The organism is Terasakiella sp. 4MB5A (genome assembly GCF_050058155.1).
Lineage (GTDB): Bacteria > Pseudomonadota > Alphaproteobacteria > Rhodospirillales > Terasakiellaceae > Terasakiella > Terasakiella halodenitrificans.
The window spans coordinates 1,279,306-1,295,721 of record NZ_CP188815.1 but is presented as its reverse complement, the minus strand read 5'-3'; the positions used below and the strand labels follow the sequence as shown (position 1 = coordinate 1,295,721).

General features: G+C 50.1%; 9 protein-coding genes and 2 riboswitches. Of the genes, 1 reads left to right on the top strand and 8 read right to left on the bottom strand.

Translation table 11 applies throughout. The features are described from left to right. Window positions 1-215: 215 nt before the first annotated feature. Genes gcvP through ACI0FF_RS06145 form a run of 6 tightly spaced genes read right to left on the bottom strand, consistent with a single transcriptional unit; the run spans window position 216 to window position 8,788 of the window. Window positions 216-3,074, bottom strand: a complete 2,859-nt coding sequence (gene gcvP, locus ACI0FF_RS06170; RefSeq protein WP_419799246.1) for an aminomethyl-transferring glycine dehydrogenase — start codon at window positions 3,072-3,074, stop codon at window positions 216-218. Between the two features lie 27 nt (window positions 3,075-3,101). Then, window positions 3,102-3,467 carry a glycine cleavage system protein GcvH gene (gene gcvH, locus ACI0FF_RS06165; RefSeq protein ID WP_419799245.1) on the bottom strand — a complete coding sequence of 122 codons (366 nt, stop codon included), beginning with the start codon at window positions 3,465-3,467 and terminating at the stop codon, window positions 3,102-3,104. 16 nt (window positions 3,468-3,483) lie between these two features. Next, window positions 3,484-4,584: a glycine cleavage system aminomethyltransferase GcvT gene (gene gcvT, locus ACI0FF_RS06160; RefSeq protein WP_419799244.1), complete on the bottom strand. Its 1,101-nt coding sequence runs from the start codon at window positions 4,582-4,584 to the stop codon at window positions 3,484-3,486. A gap of 30 nt (window positions 4,585-4,614) precedes the next feature. Continuing rightward, window positions 4,615-6,018 (bottom strand): dihydrolipoyl dehydrogenase, encoded by a 1,404-nt coding sequence (lpdA, locus tag ACI0FF_RS06155; RefSeq protein ID WP_419799243.1) that lies wholly within the window; start codon window positions 6,016-6,018, stop codon window positions 4,615-4,617. 15 nt (window positions 6,019-6,033) lie between these two features. After that, window positions 6,034-7,317 (bottom strand): serine hydroxymethyltransferase, encoded by a 1,284-nt coding sequence (gene glyA, locus ACI0FF_RS06150; RefSeq protein ID WP_419799242.1) that lies wholly within the window; start codon window positions 7,315-7,317, stop codon window positions 6,034-6,036. A 19-nt stretch (window positions 7,318-7,336) separates the two neighbouring features. Beyond that, a complete protein-coding gene (locus ACI0FF_RS06145; protein WP_426857719.1) occupies window positions 7,337-8,788 on the bottom strand; it encodes an L-serine ammonia-lyase in 1,452 nt (483 codons plus the stop codon). 50 nt (window positions 8,789-8,838) lie between these two features. Beyond that, a riboswitch (glycine riboswitch) is annotated at window positions 8,839-8,933 on the bottom strand. Window positions 8,934-8,936: 3 nt separating this feature from the next. After that, window positions 8,937-9,026: riboswitch (glycine riboswitch) on the bottom strand. Between the two features lie 249 nt (window positions 9,027-9,275). On the opposite strand from ACI0FF_RS06145, the gene fdhD reads away from it, so the two are divergent. Next, a complete protein-coding gene (gene fdhD, locus ACI0FF_RS06140) occupies window positions 9,276-10,091 on the top strand; it encodes a formate dehydrogenase accessory sulfurtransferase FdhD (RefSeq protein WP_419799241.1) in 816 nt (271 codons plus the stop codon). Here fdhD and ACI0FF_RS06135 read toward each other — a convergent pair. Next, window positions 10,088-12,901, bottom strand: a complete 2,814-nt coding sequence (locus tag ACI0FF_RS06135) for an FAD-binding and (Fe-S)-binding domain-containing protein (protein WP_419799240.1) — start codon at window positions 12,899-12,901, stop codon at window positions 10,088-10,090. The two genes, fdhD and ACI0FF_RS06135, sit on opposite strands and share 4 nt — an antisense overlap. A gap of 21 nt (window positions 12,902-12,922) precedes the next feature. Next, window positions 12,923-16,372 (bottom strand): pyruvate carboxylase, encoded by a 3,450-nt coding sequence (locus ACI0FF_RS06130; RefSeq protein ID WP_419799239.1) that lies wholly within the window; start codon window positions 16,370-16,372, stop codon window positions 12,923-12,925. Window positions 16,373-16,416: the final 44 nt, after the last annotated feature.

Here is a 16,416-nt window from a genome sequence, read left to right as displayed (position 1 = left end):
TGACTTGATTTTGTTCGCCCGAAAAAAAGTTGTAATTTTATTATATTTTTAAAAGGTTCCTCTCTCCCAACACCGGAAAATGTAAGGGAGAGAGGATACCCAAAGGTCTTGAAAAACAAAGGTTACGGCACCTGCTTTTCTTCGACCACGTCCGCCTGAACGTCTGTAGGGGAATTTTCGTTCAGGTGGTCATCTCTCTCGTGATTTTTTATTTATTATTCAGCCGCATCGGCATAATCTTCCAACGGTGGGCAGGAACAAACCAGATTTCGATCCCCGTAGGAATTATCCACCCGGTTGACCGGTGCCCAGTATTTATCGACACGGAAGGCACCTGGTGGATAACAAGCCTGTTCACGGCTGTAGGGACGATCCCATTCACCAACAAGGTCTTCCACTGTATGCGGTGCGTTTTTCAACGGGTTATTTTCCCCGTCTATTTTGCCATCTTCAATATCCTGTGCTTCGGCCCGGATCGCTAACATGGCATCGCAGAAACGATCCAATTCAGCCTTGGTTTCACTTTCAGTCGGTTCCACCATCAAGGTTCCTGCGACCGGCCAGCTCATCGTCGGGGCATGGAAGCCACAATCGATCAAACGTTTGGCAACATCGTCTACGCTCACACCAGCACTGTCTTTCAACGGGCGGGTATCTAGGATACATTCATGAGCCACACGACCGGATTTTGAGGTATAGAGAACCTCAAACGCGCCTTCCAGACGTTTGGCAATATAGTTGGCGTTCAGGATGGCAACCTTTGTGGCTTGCGTCAGTCCTTCCCCACCCATTGCCAGACAGTAAGCCCAGGAAATCGGCAGAATGGAAGGTGAACCAAACGGTGCCGCCGACACCGGACCAATGGCTTCATCCAATTCAGGGTGCCCGGGAAGATACGCTTTAAGATGTTCGCGCACCCCAATCGGCCCCATACCGGGACCGCCACCACCGTGAGGAATGCAGAACGTCTTGTGCAGGTTCAGGTGCGACACATCCCCACCAATTTTGCCCGGTTGGGCCAGACCGACCATGGCGTTCATATTCGCCCCGTCGATATAGACCTGACCGCCGTGCTGATGGGTGATTTCGCACACTTCACGCACAGTTTCTTCAAATACACCATGTGTGGACGGATAGGTAATCATGCATGCCGCAAGATTATCAGCGTATTTTTCCGCCTTTTCACGGAAATCGACAACATCAATATCGCCGTTTTCTGCCGATTTCACCACGACGACCTTATAGCCGACCATTTGCGCCGTTGCCGGGTTCGTTCCATGTGCCGATGTCGGAATCAAACACACATTGCGGTGACGACCACCCTGCGCATTATGGTAATTGCGAATGGTAATCAGACCGGCATATTCGCCTTGCGCACCCGAATTCGGCTGCATGGAAATTGCATCATAGCCCGTGATCTGGCACAATTTATCGGACAGATCATCGATCATTTCATAATAACCATCAACCTGATCGCGCGGTGCAAACGGGTGGATATCGCCAAATTCCGGCCATGTAATCGGGATCATTTCCATTGTGGCGTTCAGCTTCATGGTACATGATCCAAGCGGGATCATGGCCCGATCCAGCGCCAAATCACGATCCGCCAATTTGCGGATATAACGTGTCATTTCAGACTCCGCCCGGTTCATGTGGAAAATCGGGTGGGTCAGATATTCTGATGTACGTGCAACATCGCTGGGCAGACGATAATCAAGGGCAATCGTCGGATCATCCTTCATATCATTCCCGCCAAACGAGGTCCAAATCGCCTCGATCGTTTCAGGGCGGGTCTGTTCATCCACACTGATCCCGATACGATCATTGCCAATTTTGCGCAAGTTGATCCCGTTGGCAACACCAGCATTCAGGATAACCCCCTGCATGGAACCAACTTCAACCGTAACGGTATCAAAAAAGACATCCGGCGAAACCGTAAAACCGAGTTTTTCAAGACCAACCGCCAAACGAACCGCATGTTGATGAATGATTTGTGCAATCGCCTTGATCCCTTCGGGACCATGGAAAACCGCATACATAGAAGCCATAACCGCCAACAAGGCTTGCGCCGTACAGACGTTGGATGTTGCCTTTTCACGGCGGATATGTTGTTCGCGCGTTTGCAGGGCCAAACGATAGGCCTTATTACCGCGACTATCGATAGACACACCGATAATACGGCCCGGCATGGACCGTTTATAGGCATCACGCGTTGCCATATAGGCCGCATGTGGACCACCAAATCCCATTGGCACGCCGAAACGTTGTGTGGACCCAACAGCAATATCCGCCCCCATCTCGCCCGGGGCTTTCAAAACAGCCAAGGCCAACGGGTCCGCAATCATAATGGCCAACGCCTTATGTTCATGCAAACCTTCGATAATTGCCGTGAAATCACGCACATCACCATAAGTCCCCGGATACTGGAACACCGCACCAAAAACCTCATCGGCTTTTAGATCCGTATCGGGGTTACCGACAACAATTTCAATCCCGATGGGTTCAGCCCGTGTTTTCATCACCGCGATATTTTGCGGATGGCAGTTTTCATCAATAAAAAACGTTGTGGCCTTGGATTTAGAGGCCCGCTGCGCCATTGTCATGGCTTCGGCTGCGGCTGTCGCTTCATCCAGCAAAGACGCATTTGCGATATCCAACCCGGTCAGGTCTGCCACCATTGTCTGATAGTTCAACAAGGCTTCCAAACGGCCTTGGCTGATTTCCGGCTGATAAGGTGTATAGGCGGTGTACCATGCCGGATTTTCCAGAATATTGCGCAAAATCACTGGCGGGGTCATGGTGCCGTAATAGCCCTGCCCGATTAGAGAAGTCAGAACCTTGTTCTTTTTGGCAACACGGCGCAGGTGGAACAGGGTATCGCGTTCAGATAACGCATCCCCCCAATCAAGTGCGTCCTGTTGGCGGATGTCGCGCGGGACCGTTTCATCAATCAGGCTATCGAGGCTATCTGTCCCGATCACCTCCAGCATTTTTTCCATCTCTTTGGGAGACGGGCCGATATGACGGCGATTGGCAAAATCATACGGTTGGTATGTTGTCGGTTTAAAGGTCATCTATAGATCCTTTCCAATCCAAAAAAATTAGGCAATCAACGCCTGATACGCATCTTGATCCATCAATGCATCCAACTGTGACGCATCCGCAATCTTGATTTTATAAAGCCACGCATCGCCTTCCGGGCTTGCATTCAGCATACTTGGGTTATCGGCCAAAACATCGTTGGCTTCAACAACTTCTCCGCCCACTGGAGCATAAATTTCACTGGCGGCTTTGACACTTTCAATTACACCGATTTCATCATTTTGATCAAAGGTATCGCCAACTTCTTTCAGTTCAACAAACACAATATCGCCAAGTTGCTGGGCGGCATGTTCAGTGATGCCGACAGTGGCAACATCGCCGTCAACGACAATCCATTCATGGTCTTCGGAAAAATATTTGGACATTACGCGTTCCTTTTACTTAGCGTTTGTAGTTCTGTTGAACAAATGGGGTTTTAACGATTTTTGCAGGCAAAAGCTTGCCGCGAACAGAAAGCTGAACTTCGGTATCAGGGGCGGCAAATTCTGATGCGACATAGCCAAGCGCCACCGGCCCTTCAAAGGTCGGACCAAACCCACCACTGGTGACCTGCCCGATCGACGTTCCATCCATCGAAACCACCTCGACACCATGACGGGCCGGCGCGCGGCCCAAGGGTTGAATGCCCACCAGTTTACGGGTAGCACCTTCTGCCAGTTCTTTTAAAATACGGTCTGCCCCGGGGAAACCGCCTTCTTCGCGGCGGCGTTTCTGCATGGCCCAGTTCAATTGTGCTTCCACAGGGGATGTGGTGGCATCGATATCATTGCCGTACAGACAAAGCCCGGCTTCCAAACGCAGGGAATCCCGTGCACCCAAACCAACCGGAGCAAGATTTTCATCTTCCAGCAAAATCTTCGCAATGCGTGTGGCTTCATCTTGCGGGATAGAAATTTCATATCCATCTTCGCCCGTATAACCCAATCGGGAAATACGACATGTTGCCCCAAGAAAATCAACTTCCATCGTTTCCATAAATTTCAGGTCAGCCACTGCGGGTGCATGTTTGGCAACGACACTTTCAGCCACAGGCCCTTGAATGGCAAGCAAGGCATGATCGGTAATTTCAATGACCTCACATCCCGTCAGATTGTTTTTCATATGCGGAATATCTTGGTCACGCATCGCCGCATTGACTACTACGAATAAATAATCGCCCGCATTGGAAACGATCAGATCATCCATAATGCCGCCTTCATCATTGGTGAAGAAGGTATAACGCGCTTTACCTACCGGCAAACCATCAATATTGCTGGGGACCAGTGCTTCAAATGCTTTGGCCCGGTTTTCGCCGCGCACGATGACTTGCGCCATATGGGAAACGTCAAACAAGGCCGCTTTGGTCCGGCAGTGATTGTGTTCCCCCATAATGCCCATCGGATAATTGATCGGCATGGACCATCCGGCAAACTCGACCATTTTGGCACCGAGTTCCACATGCAAGTCATAGAGGGGTGTCTTTTTTATGTTAGATGCAGACATGGAGTGTTTCTTCCTTATTTTAAAATCTGTTCAGGCATGAACCGCACGGTCCAAAACATCGAGGCAGGCTTCCTTGATCGCTTCCCCAAGGGCGGGATGGGCATGGCACGTTCGAATAACATCGCGCACCGTGGCATTCACCGTCATGGCAAGGACCAGTTCAGCAATCAAATCACCGGCATGGGGGCCGACAATGTGCGCCCCGAAAATCTTGCCACAATGGGGGTCAGCCAAGACCTTGACCATGCCGTCAACCTCGCCCGTTGCACGTGCGCGGGAATTGGCACGAAAGGCAAATGTTCCTTTGTCGTATGCAATACCTGCCTCAATCAAATCGTCTTCGGTTCTGCCAACACCGGCAATTTCAGGCGCGGTATAAACAACAGCCGGAATTTTAGCGTAATCCACATGCGCATTTTGGTGGGCAATCATTTCAACACAGGCCACACCGTCTTCTTCGGCCTTATGCGCCAGCATGGGACCGGGGATACAGTCCCCAATGGCAAAAATACCGGGCTGGTTGGTCTGAAAATGATCATCCACCGTGATAAAACCACGCGCATCACGTTGAACATCCAGATCATCCAAGCCCAAACCATCAACAAAGGGACGACGACCAACTGCGACCAGAACGATATCGGCTTCCAATTCTTCTTCGGTTTGTTTTGCAAGACGTTCCATACGAACGGTCAGGGATGTATCCCCCTTCTCAATACCCAGAACCTTGCGGCCCAAAGTAAATTTCAGGCCGCTTTTACCCAACGCACGCTGGGCGGTTTTTGCAATTTCGCTATCCATACCCGGCAGGATGCGGTCCAGATATTCCACAACCTTGACCTCAGTCCCCAAACGCGCCCAAACTTGACCGAGCTCCAAACCGATTACACCGGCACCGATGACCACCATTTTCGAAGGTACGTCTTTTAAGGCCAGCGCCCCGGTAGATGAAACAATACGTTCTTCATCAATTTCAATACCGGGCAGGCTGCTGGGTTTAGACCCGGTTGCAATAATGATGTTTTTGCAGTTGAGTTCCTGTTCATCATCGTTTGTTTTCACACCGACCCGTCCAGTGCCTATAATCCGGCCCCAGCCTTGAATGTAATCAACGCCGTTCTTTTTAAACAGGAATTCAATCCCCTTGGTTAAATCACCAACGGTTTTATCCTTGCGCGCCATCATGGTATCCAGATCAACGGAAACACCGTCGATTTTAATGCCATGTGCCGCCATATGTTTGGCTGCATCCGCATATTTTTCAGAGGATGTCAGCAACGCCTTGGACGGGATGCATCCCACATTCAAGCAGGTTCCCCCCAATGCCCCGCGCCCTTCGACGCAAGCAACCTTCATCCCCAGTTGGGCTGCACGGATAGCGGCAACATACCCGCCGGGACCACCGCCAATAATCACAATATCATACATTGTCGTCATGGTTTGCGCCCTGCCTTAATACAACGGAAAACGACGACAAAGATCGACGACCTGTTTACGTACAGCGGCTTCGATTTGTGCGTTATTGTCTTCACCATGTTCAGCAATACCGTCAATGACATCACAAATCAGATGACCGATTTGTGTAAATTCTTCGATCCCAAATCCGCGTGTTGTACCCGCTGGTGTCCCCAGTCGAATACCCGATGAAATCGCAGGCGGTTGTGGGTCAAACGGGATGCCGTTTTTATTACAGGTAATGCCCGCGCGTTCCAATGCCGCATCAACCACTTTACCCGTCACATTTTTGGGGCGCAGGTCAACCAACATCAAATGGGTATCTGTTCCACCGGAAACGATATCGACCCCGCGCTCCATCAACACAGCCGCCAATGCCTTGGCATTATCCACAACATTTTGGGCATATTCCTTGAAACTCGGTTGCAAGGCTTCGCCAAAGGCAACAGCTTTGGCAGCAATCACATGCATCAACGGTCCGCCCTGCATCCCCGGAAAGACAGCGGAATTAAATTTCTTTGCCAAGGCTTCATCATTGGTCAAAATCATGCCGCCACGCGGACCACGCAGGGTTTTATGCGTTGTTGTCGTCACCACATGGGCATGTTCAATCGGGGAGGGATGCACACCCCCGGCAACCAGTCCGGCAATATGGGCCATATCCACCATCAGATATGCCCCGACCTTATCGGCAATTTCGCGAAAACGGACAAAATTGATAACGCGTGGATAAGCCGACCCGCCTGCAATAATCAATTTGGGCTGACATTCAAGGGCTTGAGCTTCCAACGCATCATAATCAATTTGGGACGTTTCCTGATCCACGCCATATTGTACGGCATTAAACCATTTCCCCGACAGGGTTGGACGCGCGCCATGCGTTAAATGTCCACCCGCATCCAATGACATGCCCAAGATCGTATCACCGGGTTGTAATAAGGCCAGCAAAACCGCCCCATTGGCTTGTGCCCCGGAATGGGGTTGTACGTTGACAAACCCAACGTTAAACAGTTCTTTCGCCCGATCAACTGCCAGCGTTTCCGCCACATCCATAAATTCGCAACCACCATAATAACGACGTCCCGCATATCCTTCGGCATATTTATTGGTCAGAACAGAGCCTTGCGCCTGCAACACCGCCTTGGACACAATATTTTCAGAAGCAATCAGTTCAATGCCTTCGGCTTGGCGTTTCATCTCGTTTTGAATGCCGTTCATCAAGGCGGGGTCTGTCACAGCAAGGTCTTGATGGAAGAAGTTTTCAGTTGTGTTCGTCATCATTTTAAATCCTGTTAAATTTTTAACACTCAACCAGATTGACGGCTAAACCGCCCTGGGAGGTTTCTTTATATTTGCTTTGCATATCCATGCCCGTCTGACGCATGGTCTCGATCACTTTATCCAGTGACACCATGTGCGACCCATCCCCGCGCAGCGCGAGGCGTGAAGCGTTGATCGCCTTGGTCGCGCCCATTGTATTGCGCTCAATACAAGGCACCTGAACCAACCCGCCAATGGGGTCGCACGTCAGGCCGAGATTGTGTTCCATACCAATCTCAGCGGCATTTTCCACTTGTTCGTTGGTTCCACCCAACACCGCACATAAGGCACCGGCCGCCATCGAACAGGCCACGCCGACTTCACCCTGACAACCAACTTCCGCAGCTGAAATTGAGGCCCGTTTTTTATAAATCGAACCAATAGCCGCAGCGGTGAGGAGAAAATCCAGACTGCCTTTTTCACATGCACTGGGGCAGAAACGTTCGTAATACGCCAAGACCGCAGGGATCACACCGGCGGCACCATTGGTCGGGGCCGTCACGACACGACCACCAGCGGCATTTTCTTCATTCACCGCCAAGGCAAACAAATTCACCCAATCCAAAACAGTGAGCGGGTCTTTCATCCCGGCTTCGGGACGTGTTGACAAATCTTGATGAAGTTTATAAGCGCGGCGTTTAACATCCAGTCCACCCGGTAAAATCCCTTGTGTCTGACAGCCCCGGTCAATACAGGCCATCATCGCATCGCGCACACGTATTAAAAACGTTTTAATGGCTTCTTCCCCGTGGGCGGCAACTTCATTGGCCATCATCACGTCAGCAATGCTCAGCTTATGTTTTTGCCCGTGGTCCAACAGTTCCTTTGCTGATGAGAACGGGTAAGGAATATCCGGTCCATCTATTTTTTCCCCCGCATGTTCAAATTCATCACGGTCCAGCACAAATCCGCCGCCGACAGAAAAGAACACCTGCGTGTAAAGTTCCTGTCCCGTTTCATCCCATGCCTTGATTTCCATTGCATTGGGGTGTTCGGGTTTGAAGACATTGAAATGAAAAAGCAGATCATTTTCTTCATCAAAAGAAATGGACTGGCTGCCACCCAGCATCATCGTTTTCCCATCACGAATATCTGAAACAATTTCAGGTACACGGTCAGGATCAACACTGCGCGGACGTTCGCCTGATAGACCAAGCAACACAGCAGTATCGGTGCCGTGTCCTTTTCCAGTAAGGGCGAGGGAGCCAAAGAGATCAATTTTAACGCGGCTGGTTTTTTCAATCAGTCCACGTTTTTTCAATTCTGTACAAAATCGAAAACCTGCCCGCATGGGGCCAACCGTATGGGAACTGGATGGACCGATGCCAATCGTAAACAGGTCCATCGCGCTGAGATGCTGCATGGCCCCTTTGGGCGTGCGCACCGCGATAACTTCCGCATCCGTCTTTTTTTGTTGTATAAGGTCCGACAAAGGCACCTCCAAAACAAACCGCAAAATACGGTTTCATTGAACGATGCCCCCTCTGTCTTTGATACCTGAGATAGTCCCCGCGCAGACTTGGCTGATATCGGGTTGACCTTCGGTGGACCGGATCATGTCCGGCCTCTCTCCAGAGTCTCATCTTCCTGCAGTACTTTTGCCTGAGAGTTTCCGGGGCGGTTGCTCCTTCGGCGACAGCTTCTATCGCTGTCTCTCCCACAGGAATTTCAAGAGAAATGAATATGTATGAAAACGGAATCTAAACCCCGCTTTCCCTCTTACGGTAGGTGACTTGTGAAGGAGTTGTCAAAGCCTTTTTTCACCCTTTAATATTTATTGCAATGCGAATAGTCGATTTTCTGTTATTTCTTAAGATGTGTTTTGACATTTTATACTAAAAATATTTTACGATTATGCAGCGCACAATATAAAAATCACCCTCTCCAATAAGGGTATTTAAAAGGAAGTCGTGATAATCATGATCGATCCATACCTGATCAAACCAGACCCGGAAAACGGCCTGACAACAACGAAAGTCAAAGGTCTTGATGCACAAGGCAACGCCATTGATCTTTTTACGGTTAATGAACACCCTTTAAGCGTTTTCTTAAATAACCGGGAAATCGTCACCCTGATGAGTGTCGGTGATTATCCAGAACTTTTGGGTCTGGGTTATCTGATTAACCAGCATATGATCAATGATGACGATATCATTGAAATGATCGAATATGATGCAGAAATAGACACCGTCGTTGTCCGTACCGAACGCACAACCGATTATGAAGAAAAATTGAAACGTAAAATTCTGACATCCGGTTGCGGTCAAGGGACCGTTTTTGGCGACATCATGGACAATCTGGATGATATTCACCTCCCGCAAAACACTCGCTTAAAAACAAGCGACATCACGGCCTTACTCGCCATCATCAAGGCCACACCCAGCCTTTACCAAAAGGCCGGGTCCATTCATGCATGTGTTCTTTGCAAAAAGGATATACCCTTGATTTATATGGAAGATGTGGGACGTCACAATGCGTTGGACAAGATCGCAGGCTATATGTACCAACATAATATGGCCGGGGACGATTATGTTATTTACACCACGGGGCGCATGACCAGCGAGATGGTGATCAAGACCGTTTCCATGGGAATCCCCATCCTTATCTCGCGTTCAGGTGCCACCCAATGGGCCTTGGAACTGGCCCAAAAGGCAGGCTTAAGCCTGATTAGTCGTGCCAAAGGCAAAAGATTTATAGCCCTGTGTGGAACAGAGCGCATCGTCTTTGATGATTAACGGCTACATTCATCCAGCAAATAAACGATGGATCGATAAGGAAAACCCGCTTTTTCAGACAATCCGATTTCACAGGTCCGACTGGTCGAATAGCCTTCGCTGATCCCATCCAAAGATTGATTGAGCTTGCGCAAAGCATGCGCGTTCAGTTCCGGTGTCGTAAATCCCTTGTCGCCTGCCCAGCCACAACATCCGACCCCTTCCGGAATAACAACCTCGCTAACGCACGCCTCAACAACCGCCTTCATTTTCACATCCAGTGCCATTTTTTGCGTGGAACAAGTCGGATGAATGGCAACTTTACGAGTTTTCTTTTGAATATTAAGGCGCGGCAAGACCTGATCGTGCATAAATTCGGTCATATCCAGACAGTTCAAACTGTCCCCATTCATGCCTTTCATGCCTTTCATGCGGAAACTACAAGGGGATGTATCAAACACAACCGGGTATTTCCCACCCTCAGAGGCCTTAAATAGCGCCTCGCTCAGTTCATTGGACTTCCCTGTTGCCACATCATTCAACCCCTTGCTGTCAAACGGTTGTCCACAGCAAAGATCATTCAGACCGTCCGGGTAACGCACCTGAAAGCCAGCACGTTTTAACAAACGTTCCGTCACCACGGGCAAAGGTGTTTTCTGGGCATCATTTCGTGCCGGTCCCATCGTGCGGGATGCGCAACTCGGCAAATAGACCACCACATCCCCGTCTTGTTCCACAAATGGTTTCGGTTTAAATGAAATGCCGCTTGGCATAGACGGAGTCCAGCGCGCCATTCGATCGCCACTGAGTTTGCGCACCCCATCCGTCATCCCCTGCATGACCTTGGACCCTAAAATCCCGTGGGCAAGGTCGGCGGCTTTCAATCCCATTGCCGTCGCGTTCATTGCAACACCATAATGATCGGCAAACCATTGCCCCAATCTGGTGGCCCCCTTACCCGCTTCGCGCCCACGCAGCATCTTGATCAAACTGCCCGTTTCAATGCCGACTGGACAAGCCGTTGCACATAACCCACAGGCCGCACAGGTATCCATTCCCTGATAGACGTATAAATCGCGCAAATCCGTACTGTCTTCGCCCGCCGCATCCCGTCTGGAAATTTCACGCCAACCTACAATGCGCTGACGCGGCGTTAAGGTTAAATGACGTGACGGACATTTGGGTTCGCAAAAACCGCATTCGATACATTTGTCGACAATTTCTTCCGACGGCGGAAGCGGCTTCAAATTTTTCAGATGGACATCTTTATCGTCATTGATAATCACACCGGGATTAAGTAATTCTTCCGGATCAAACAGATTCTTAATCCGGCGCATCAAAGCAAAGGCGTCAGCACCCCACTCCATTTCCACAAACGGGGCCATATTGCGTCCGGTGCCATGTTCGGCCTTTAGGGATCCATCATATTTATGGACCACCATTTCACAGACCGCATCCATGAATTTGCCGTAACGTTCGACTTCGCTTTCCGTATTGAAATCCTGGGTGAAAACGAAATGCAAATTCCCTTCTAAAGCATGACCGAAGATAATGGCTTCATCATAATGGTACTGCTTGAACAATTTATGCAGATCAACCACACCAGCGGCCAGATGTTCAATCGGGAAGGCGACATCTTCAATAATAACCGTGGTGCCGGTTTCGCGCATCGCACCCACCAAGGGAAACAATCCTTTGCGGATCCCCCAATAACGCGCACACACATCTGGATCATCGGAAAATTCAACCGGATGGACCGTTTCAATATGGGCAAAAGATTGTGTCGCCTGAATGATCTTATCTTGAAGTTCCGTTTCATCCTCGCCGCGGACCTCAATCAACAAGGCTGTCGCGTCATCGGGCAAGTCTTTTAGAAAAGTGGGCATGCCGTCTTTATCCTGCACCGATCGCAATCCCGGACGGTCCACCAGTTCCACGGCAGAAACCGGAGCGTTTTTCAACAGTTGAACGGCCTTCGCGGCAATTTCACAGGTTTCGAAATAAACCATTGCGGACGCTTTATGGGCGTGTTCCACGCAGGTTTCATAAGTAATTTCAGCAATAAAGCCCAACGTGCCTTCTGATCCAATCATCAAATGCTGTAAAATATCAATTGGATCATCATAATCGATCAAAGCGTTCAGGCTATAACCCGTTGTATTTTTTATCTTAAATTTCTTCGCAATCCGTTCTGCCAATACCGGGTCGGCCTGTACATCATGGCGCAGATCTCGCAATCCATTTAACAGAGCACTATGGCTTTGACGAAACAGATTGACCGAGGATTGATCCCCCGTATCCAATAACGTTCCATCGTGCAAAATCACCCGCATGGAAGATAAGGTACGATAGCTGTTTTGTGCCGTTCCACAGCACATGCCGGATGCATTATTAGCCGCAATCCCACCAATTTTCGCTGCATTGATCGAGGCGGGATCTGGGCCGATTTTTTTACCAAACGGGGCCAGCTTGGCATTGGCCTGTCCCCCGATCACACCAGGTTGCAGGCTGACACGGCTTTGATCATCGGATAATTTAAACCCGTCCCAATTGTCCCCCAACAGCCCCAGAACACTGTCACTGACCGCTTGACCCGACAGGCTGGTTCCGGCGGCACGAAATGTCACCGGGGTGTTAAAGGCCTTACATTGTGCCAGCAGCTCCTGTACCTGATCTTCGCTTTCCACCACGACAACGATTTTCGGGACAAGGCGGTAAAAGCTCGCGTCCGTACCGTAGGCCAATGTGCGCAACGGGTCCGTTATCAATTGGGTTGCAGGAAATGTTTTTTTCAAACTTGCATGAAGATCACGGTAAGGAGACTGCAGCATATGTTTGTCTTTCTTGTTTTGTTAAGCAACTTCAACCAACAGGTCTTTGGTATCCACTTGGGTCCCCGGTGTGACGACCACACGTTTCACTGTACCCGATTTTTCCGCCAAAACGGAAGTTTCCATCTTCATGGCCTCAATCGACAATAAAACATCACCGCGTTCCACCTCGTCGCCTTCCTTCACGGCAACCGAAACAACAAGACCCGGCATCGGCGCACCGATATGATCTTCGTTGCCTTCTTCAGCCTTCGGGGCGGCGGCCTTTTTCGGGGCTTGTGATTTATCGGCAATTTTCACGTTGCGTGGTTGGCCGTTCAGTTCGAAAAAGACCGTGCGTTTGCCTTCATCATCGGCATCGGACAGGGCGCGGAACCGGATAAACAGGGTTTTGCCCTTTTCCATATCCACCTTGATCTCTTCGCCCGGTGTCATCCCGTAAAAGAACGCCCCTGTCGGTAAGACACTGACATTGCCGTATTCTTTTAAATGCGCGACATAATCACGAAAGACCTGCGGATACATGATATAAGACGCCAATTCATTGTCTGTAACCGCACGGCCTGCCAGTTCATCAGCCTTTTTACGTTCGCCGTCCAGATCCAACGGGTCCATGACAGAACCGGGGCGCACCGTAATCGGTGTCTCCCCTTTCAGGACTTTCTTTTGCAAATCTTTCGGGAAGCCCCCTGTCGGTTGCCCCAACTCCCCACGGAAGAACGAAACAACCGATTCAGGAAAGGCGATTTCTTTTTCCGGATTTTCCACATCATCGCGATTTAACCCCGATGTAATCATCATCAAGGCCATATCACCAACCACCTTGGAAGACGGTGTCACCTTGACGATATCACCAAACATCTGGTTGACATCGGCATAGGCATCCGAAACCTCGCTCCAACGATCTTCGATGCCCAGACTACGGGCTTGTTGGCGCAGGTTGGTATATTGGCCGCCGGGCATTTCGTGATTATAGACATCGCTGGTGCCACAGCGGATATCGCTTTCAAATCCGACATAATTGGCACGCACCTGTTCCCAATAATCAGACACTTTGCGCAAGGCAATTTGGTCCAGCCCGGTGTCGCGCGGGGTGTTGCGCAAGGCCGCCACAATGGAACCGAGGTTTGCTTGTGAAGTCAAACCACTCATGGCATCCAGCGCCCCATCCACCGCATCGACACCGGCCTCACTTGCCGCGAGGATCGAGGCTGCGGCAATTCCGCTTGTATCATGGGTATGAAAATGGATCGGAATGGAAATTTCGTCTTTCAATGCCTTGATCAAAGCCGTCGCAGCAGCCGGCTTCAACAGACCTGCCATGTCTTTCAGGCCCAGAATATGCGCACCGGATTTTTCCAGTTCTTTCGCCATATTGACATAATATTTCAAATCATATTTCGATCGGTTCGGGTCCAGAATATCACCCGTATAACAAACCGCAGCTTCGCAGATTTTGCCCGTATCCAAAACGGCATCCATCGCCACGCGCATATTTTCAACCCAGTTCAGGCTGTCAAATACACGAAAAACATCCATCCCGGCCGCCGCAGATCGATCCACCAGATATTTCACCGCATTATCGGGATAGTTGGTATAGCCCACCCCGTTTGAAGCCCGCAGCAACATTTGGGTCAAGTGGTTCGGCATTGCTGCGGATAAACGTTCCAGACGGTCCCACGGACATTCTTTTAAAAACCGCATGGCCACATCAAATGTCGCCCCGCCCCAGCATTCAACCGAAAACAGTTCCGGTAAACGCGCGGCATAGGTTGGTGCAATTTTCACCAGATCGTCGGTGCGCACGCGGGTTGCCAGTAAAGACTGGTGGGCATCGCGCATGGTGGTATCAGTCAGCAACAGACGATCTTGGGCCAACATCCAGTCGGCGACTGCCTTCGCCCCGTCTGTTGCCAGTTTTTGTTTTAAACCGCCCCCGATCGGCACCGCAAGGTTCGGGGCAATCGGATGATGAATATGATTTGGTTTTTTGCGTCCTGCGACTTCTGGATTCCCATTGACCATGACCTCGCCCATAAACTTCAACAGTTTGCTGGCGCGGTCCTGACGTTTGGGCATGGCAAACAGTTCAGGGGTCGTATCAATAAACTTGGTGGTATAAGCCCCGCTGAGGAACTTTGCATGGGACAGAACATTTTCAAGGAAGACAAGATTGGTTGCCACCCCGCGAATACGAAACTCACGTAACGCCCGGTCCATACGCGCAACGGCTTCGTTCGGGCTTTTACCCCACGCAGTGACTTTTTCCAACAAGCTATCATAATAACGCGTCACCAACGCACCACTAAAGGCCGTTCCGCCATCCAGACGAATGCCAAACCCGGTTGCCCCACGATAGGCCAAAATTTTACCATAATCCGGGATGAAGTTATTATCAGGGTCTTCGGTTGTTACCCGGCATTGAATGGCATGACCGTTGAGGAAAATGTCCTCTTGATTGGGTACACCGCTATCATCGCGCCCGATCATGGCCCCTTCACAAATCCGAATTTGTGCCTGAACAATATCAATTCCGGTAACAACTTCCGTCACTGTATGTTCCACCTGAACACGGGGATTTACTTCAATAAAGTAAAATTCTTCTGTGTCCACATCCATCAAAAATTCAACCGTACCTGCGCAGCTATAGTTTGCGGTGCGGGCGATTTTGAGCGCGGATTCACAAAGTTCTGCGCGTTTTTTTTCTGTCAAATAAGGGGCCGGGGCACGTTCCACCACTTTTTGATTTCGCCGTTGTACGGAACAGTCGCGTTCAAACAAATGGACCACATTGCCATGCATATCGCCCATGATTTGAACTTCGACGTGACGGGCGCGACGCACCAGTTTTTCCAAATAAAGTTCGTCATTGCCAAAGGCGGCTTTGGCCTCGCGTTTTGCCGCATCAACTTCGCGCAGCAAATCGGCTTCTGTCTCAATTTCACGCATTCCACGACCGCCACCGCCCCAAGATGCCTTGGTAATCATGGGATAACCAACCTTTGCAGCTTCGGCCTTAATCACATCCGCATCATCAGGTAAGGCATTGGTGGCAGGAACCACCGGCGCACCAGCACGAACCGCCAGTTCACGCGCAGATACCTTGTTACCCAAGCCTTCCATCACTTCGGGACGCGGGCCAATAAAGATAATGCCTTCTTCTTCACATCGTCTTGCGAAGGCTGGGTTCTCCGACAAAAAACCATATCCGGGATGGATTGCGTCCACATGAGCATCCTTGGCAACCCGAATAATGGTTTCAATATCGAGATAAGCCTCTACCGGGCCTTTGCCTTCACCGATCAAGTAAGACTCATCTGCCTTAAACCGATGCAGGGCAAAACGGTCTTCGTTTGAATAAATGGCAACCGTTTGAATCCCCAACTCGCTTGCCGCTCGGCAAATACGAATGGCGATTTCACCACGGTTAGCCGCCAAGAGACGACGAATTTTATTCGGACGTGTGATCATGATTAAATATGCCTTACTTTAATTTGCTTAAAGGAAACCCACGT

What these genes read in the sequence shown, in the direction of transcription:
- ACI0FF_RS06135 (WP_419799240.1), bottom strand. Translation starts at nt 12,901, where the DNA reads ATGCTGCAGTCTCCTTACCGTGATCTTCATGCAAGTTTGAAAAAAACA.
- ACI0FF_RS06130 (WP_419799239.1), bottom strand. Translation starts at nt 16,372, where the DNA reads ATGATCACACGTCCGAATAAAATTCGTCGTCTCTTGGCGGCTAACCGT.
- gcvP (WP_419799246.1), bottom strand. Translation starts at nt 3,074, where the DNA reads ATGACCTTTAAACCGACAACATACCAACCGTATGATTTTGCCAATCGC.
- gcvH (WP_419799245.1), bottom strand. Translation starts at nt 3,467, where the DNA reads ATGTCCAAATATTTTTCCGAAGACCATGAATGGATTGTCGTTGACGGC.
- fdhD (WP_419799241.1), top strand. Translation starts at nt 9,276, where the DNA reads ATGATCGATCCATACCTGATCAAACCAGACCCGGAAAACGGCCTGACA.
- glyA (WP_419799242.1), bottom strand. Translation starts at nt 7,317, where the DNA reads ATGATGACGAACACAACTGAAAACTTCTTCCATCAAGACCTTGCTGTG.
- gcvT (WP_419799244.1), bottom strand. Translation starts at nt 4,584, where the DNA reads ATGTCTGCATCTAACATAAAAAAGACACCCCTCTATGACTTGCATGTG.
- lpdA (WP_419799243.1), bottom strand. Translation starts at nt 6,018, where the DNA reads ATGACGACAATGTATGATATTGTGATTATTGGCGGTGGTCCCGGCGGG.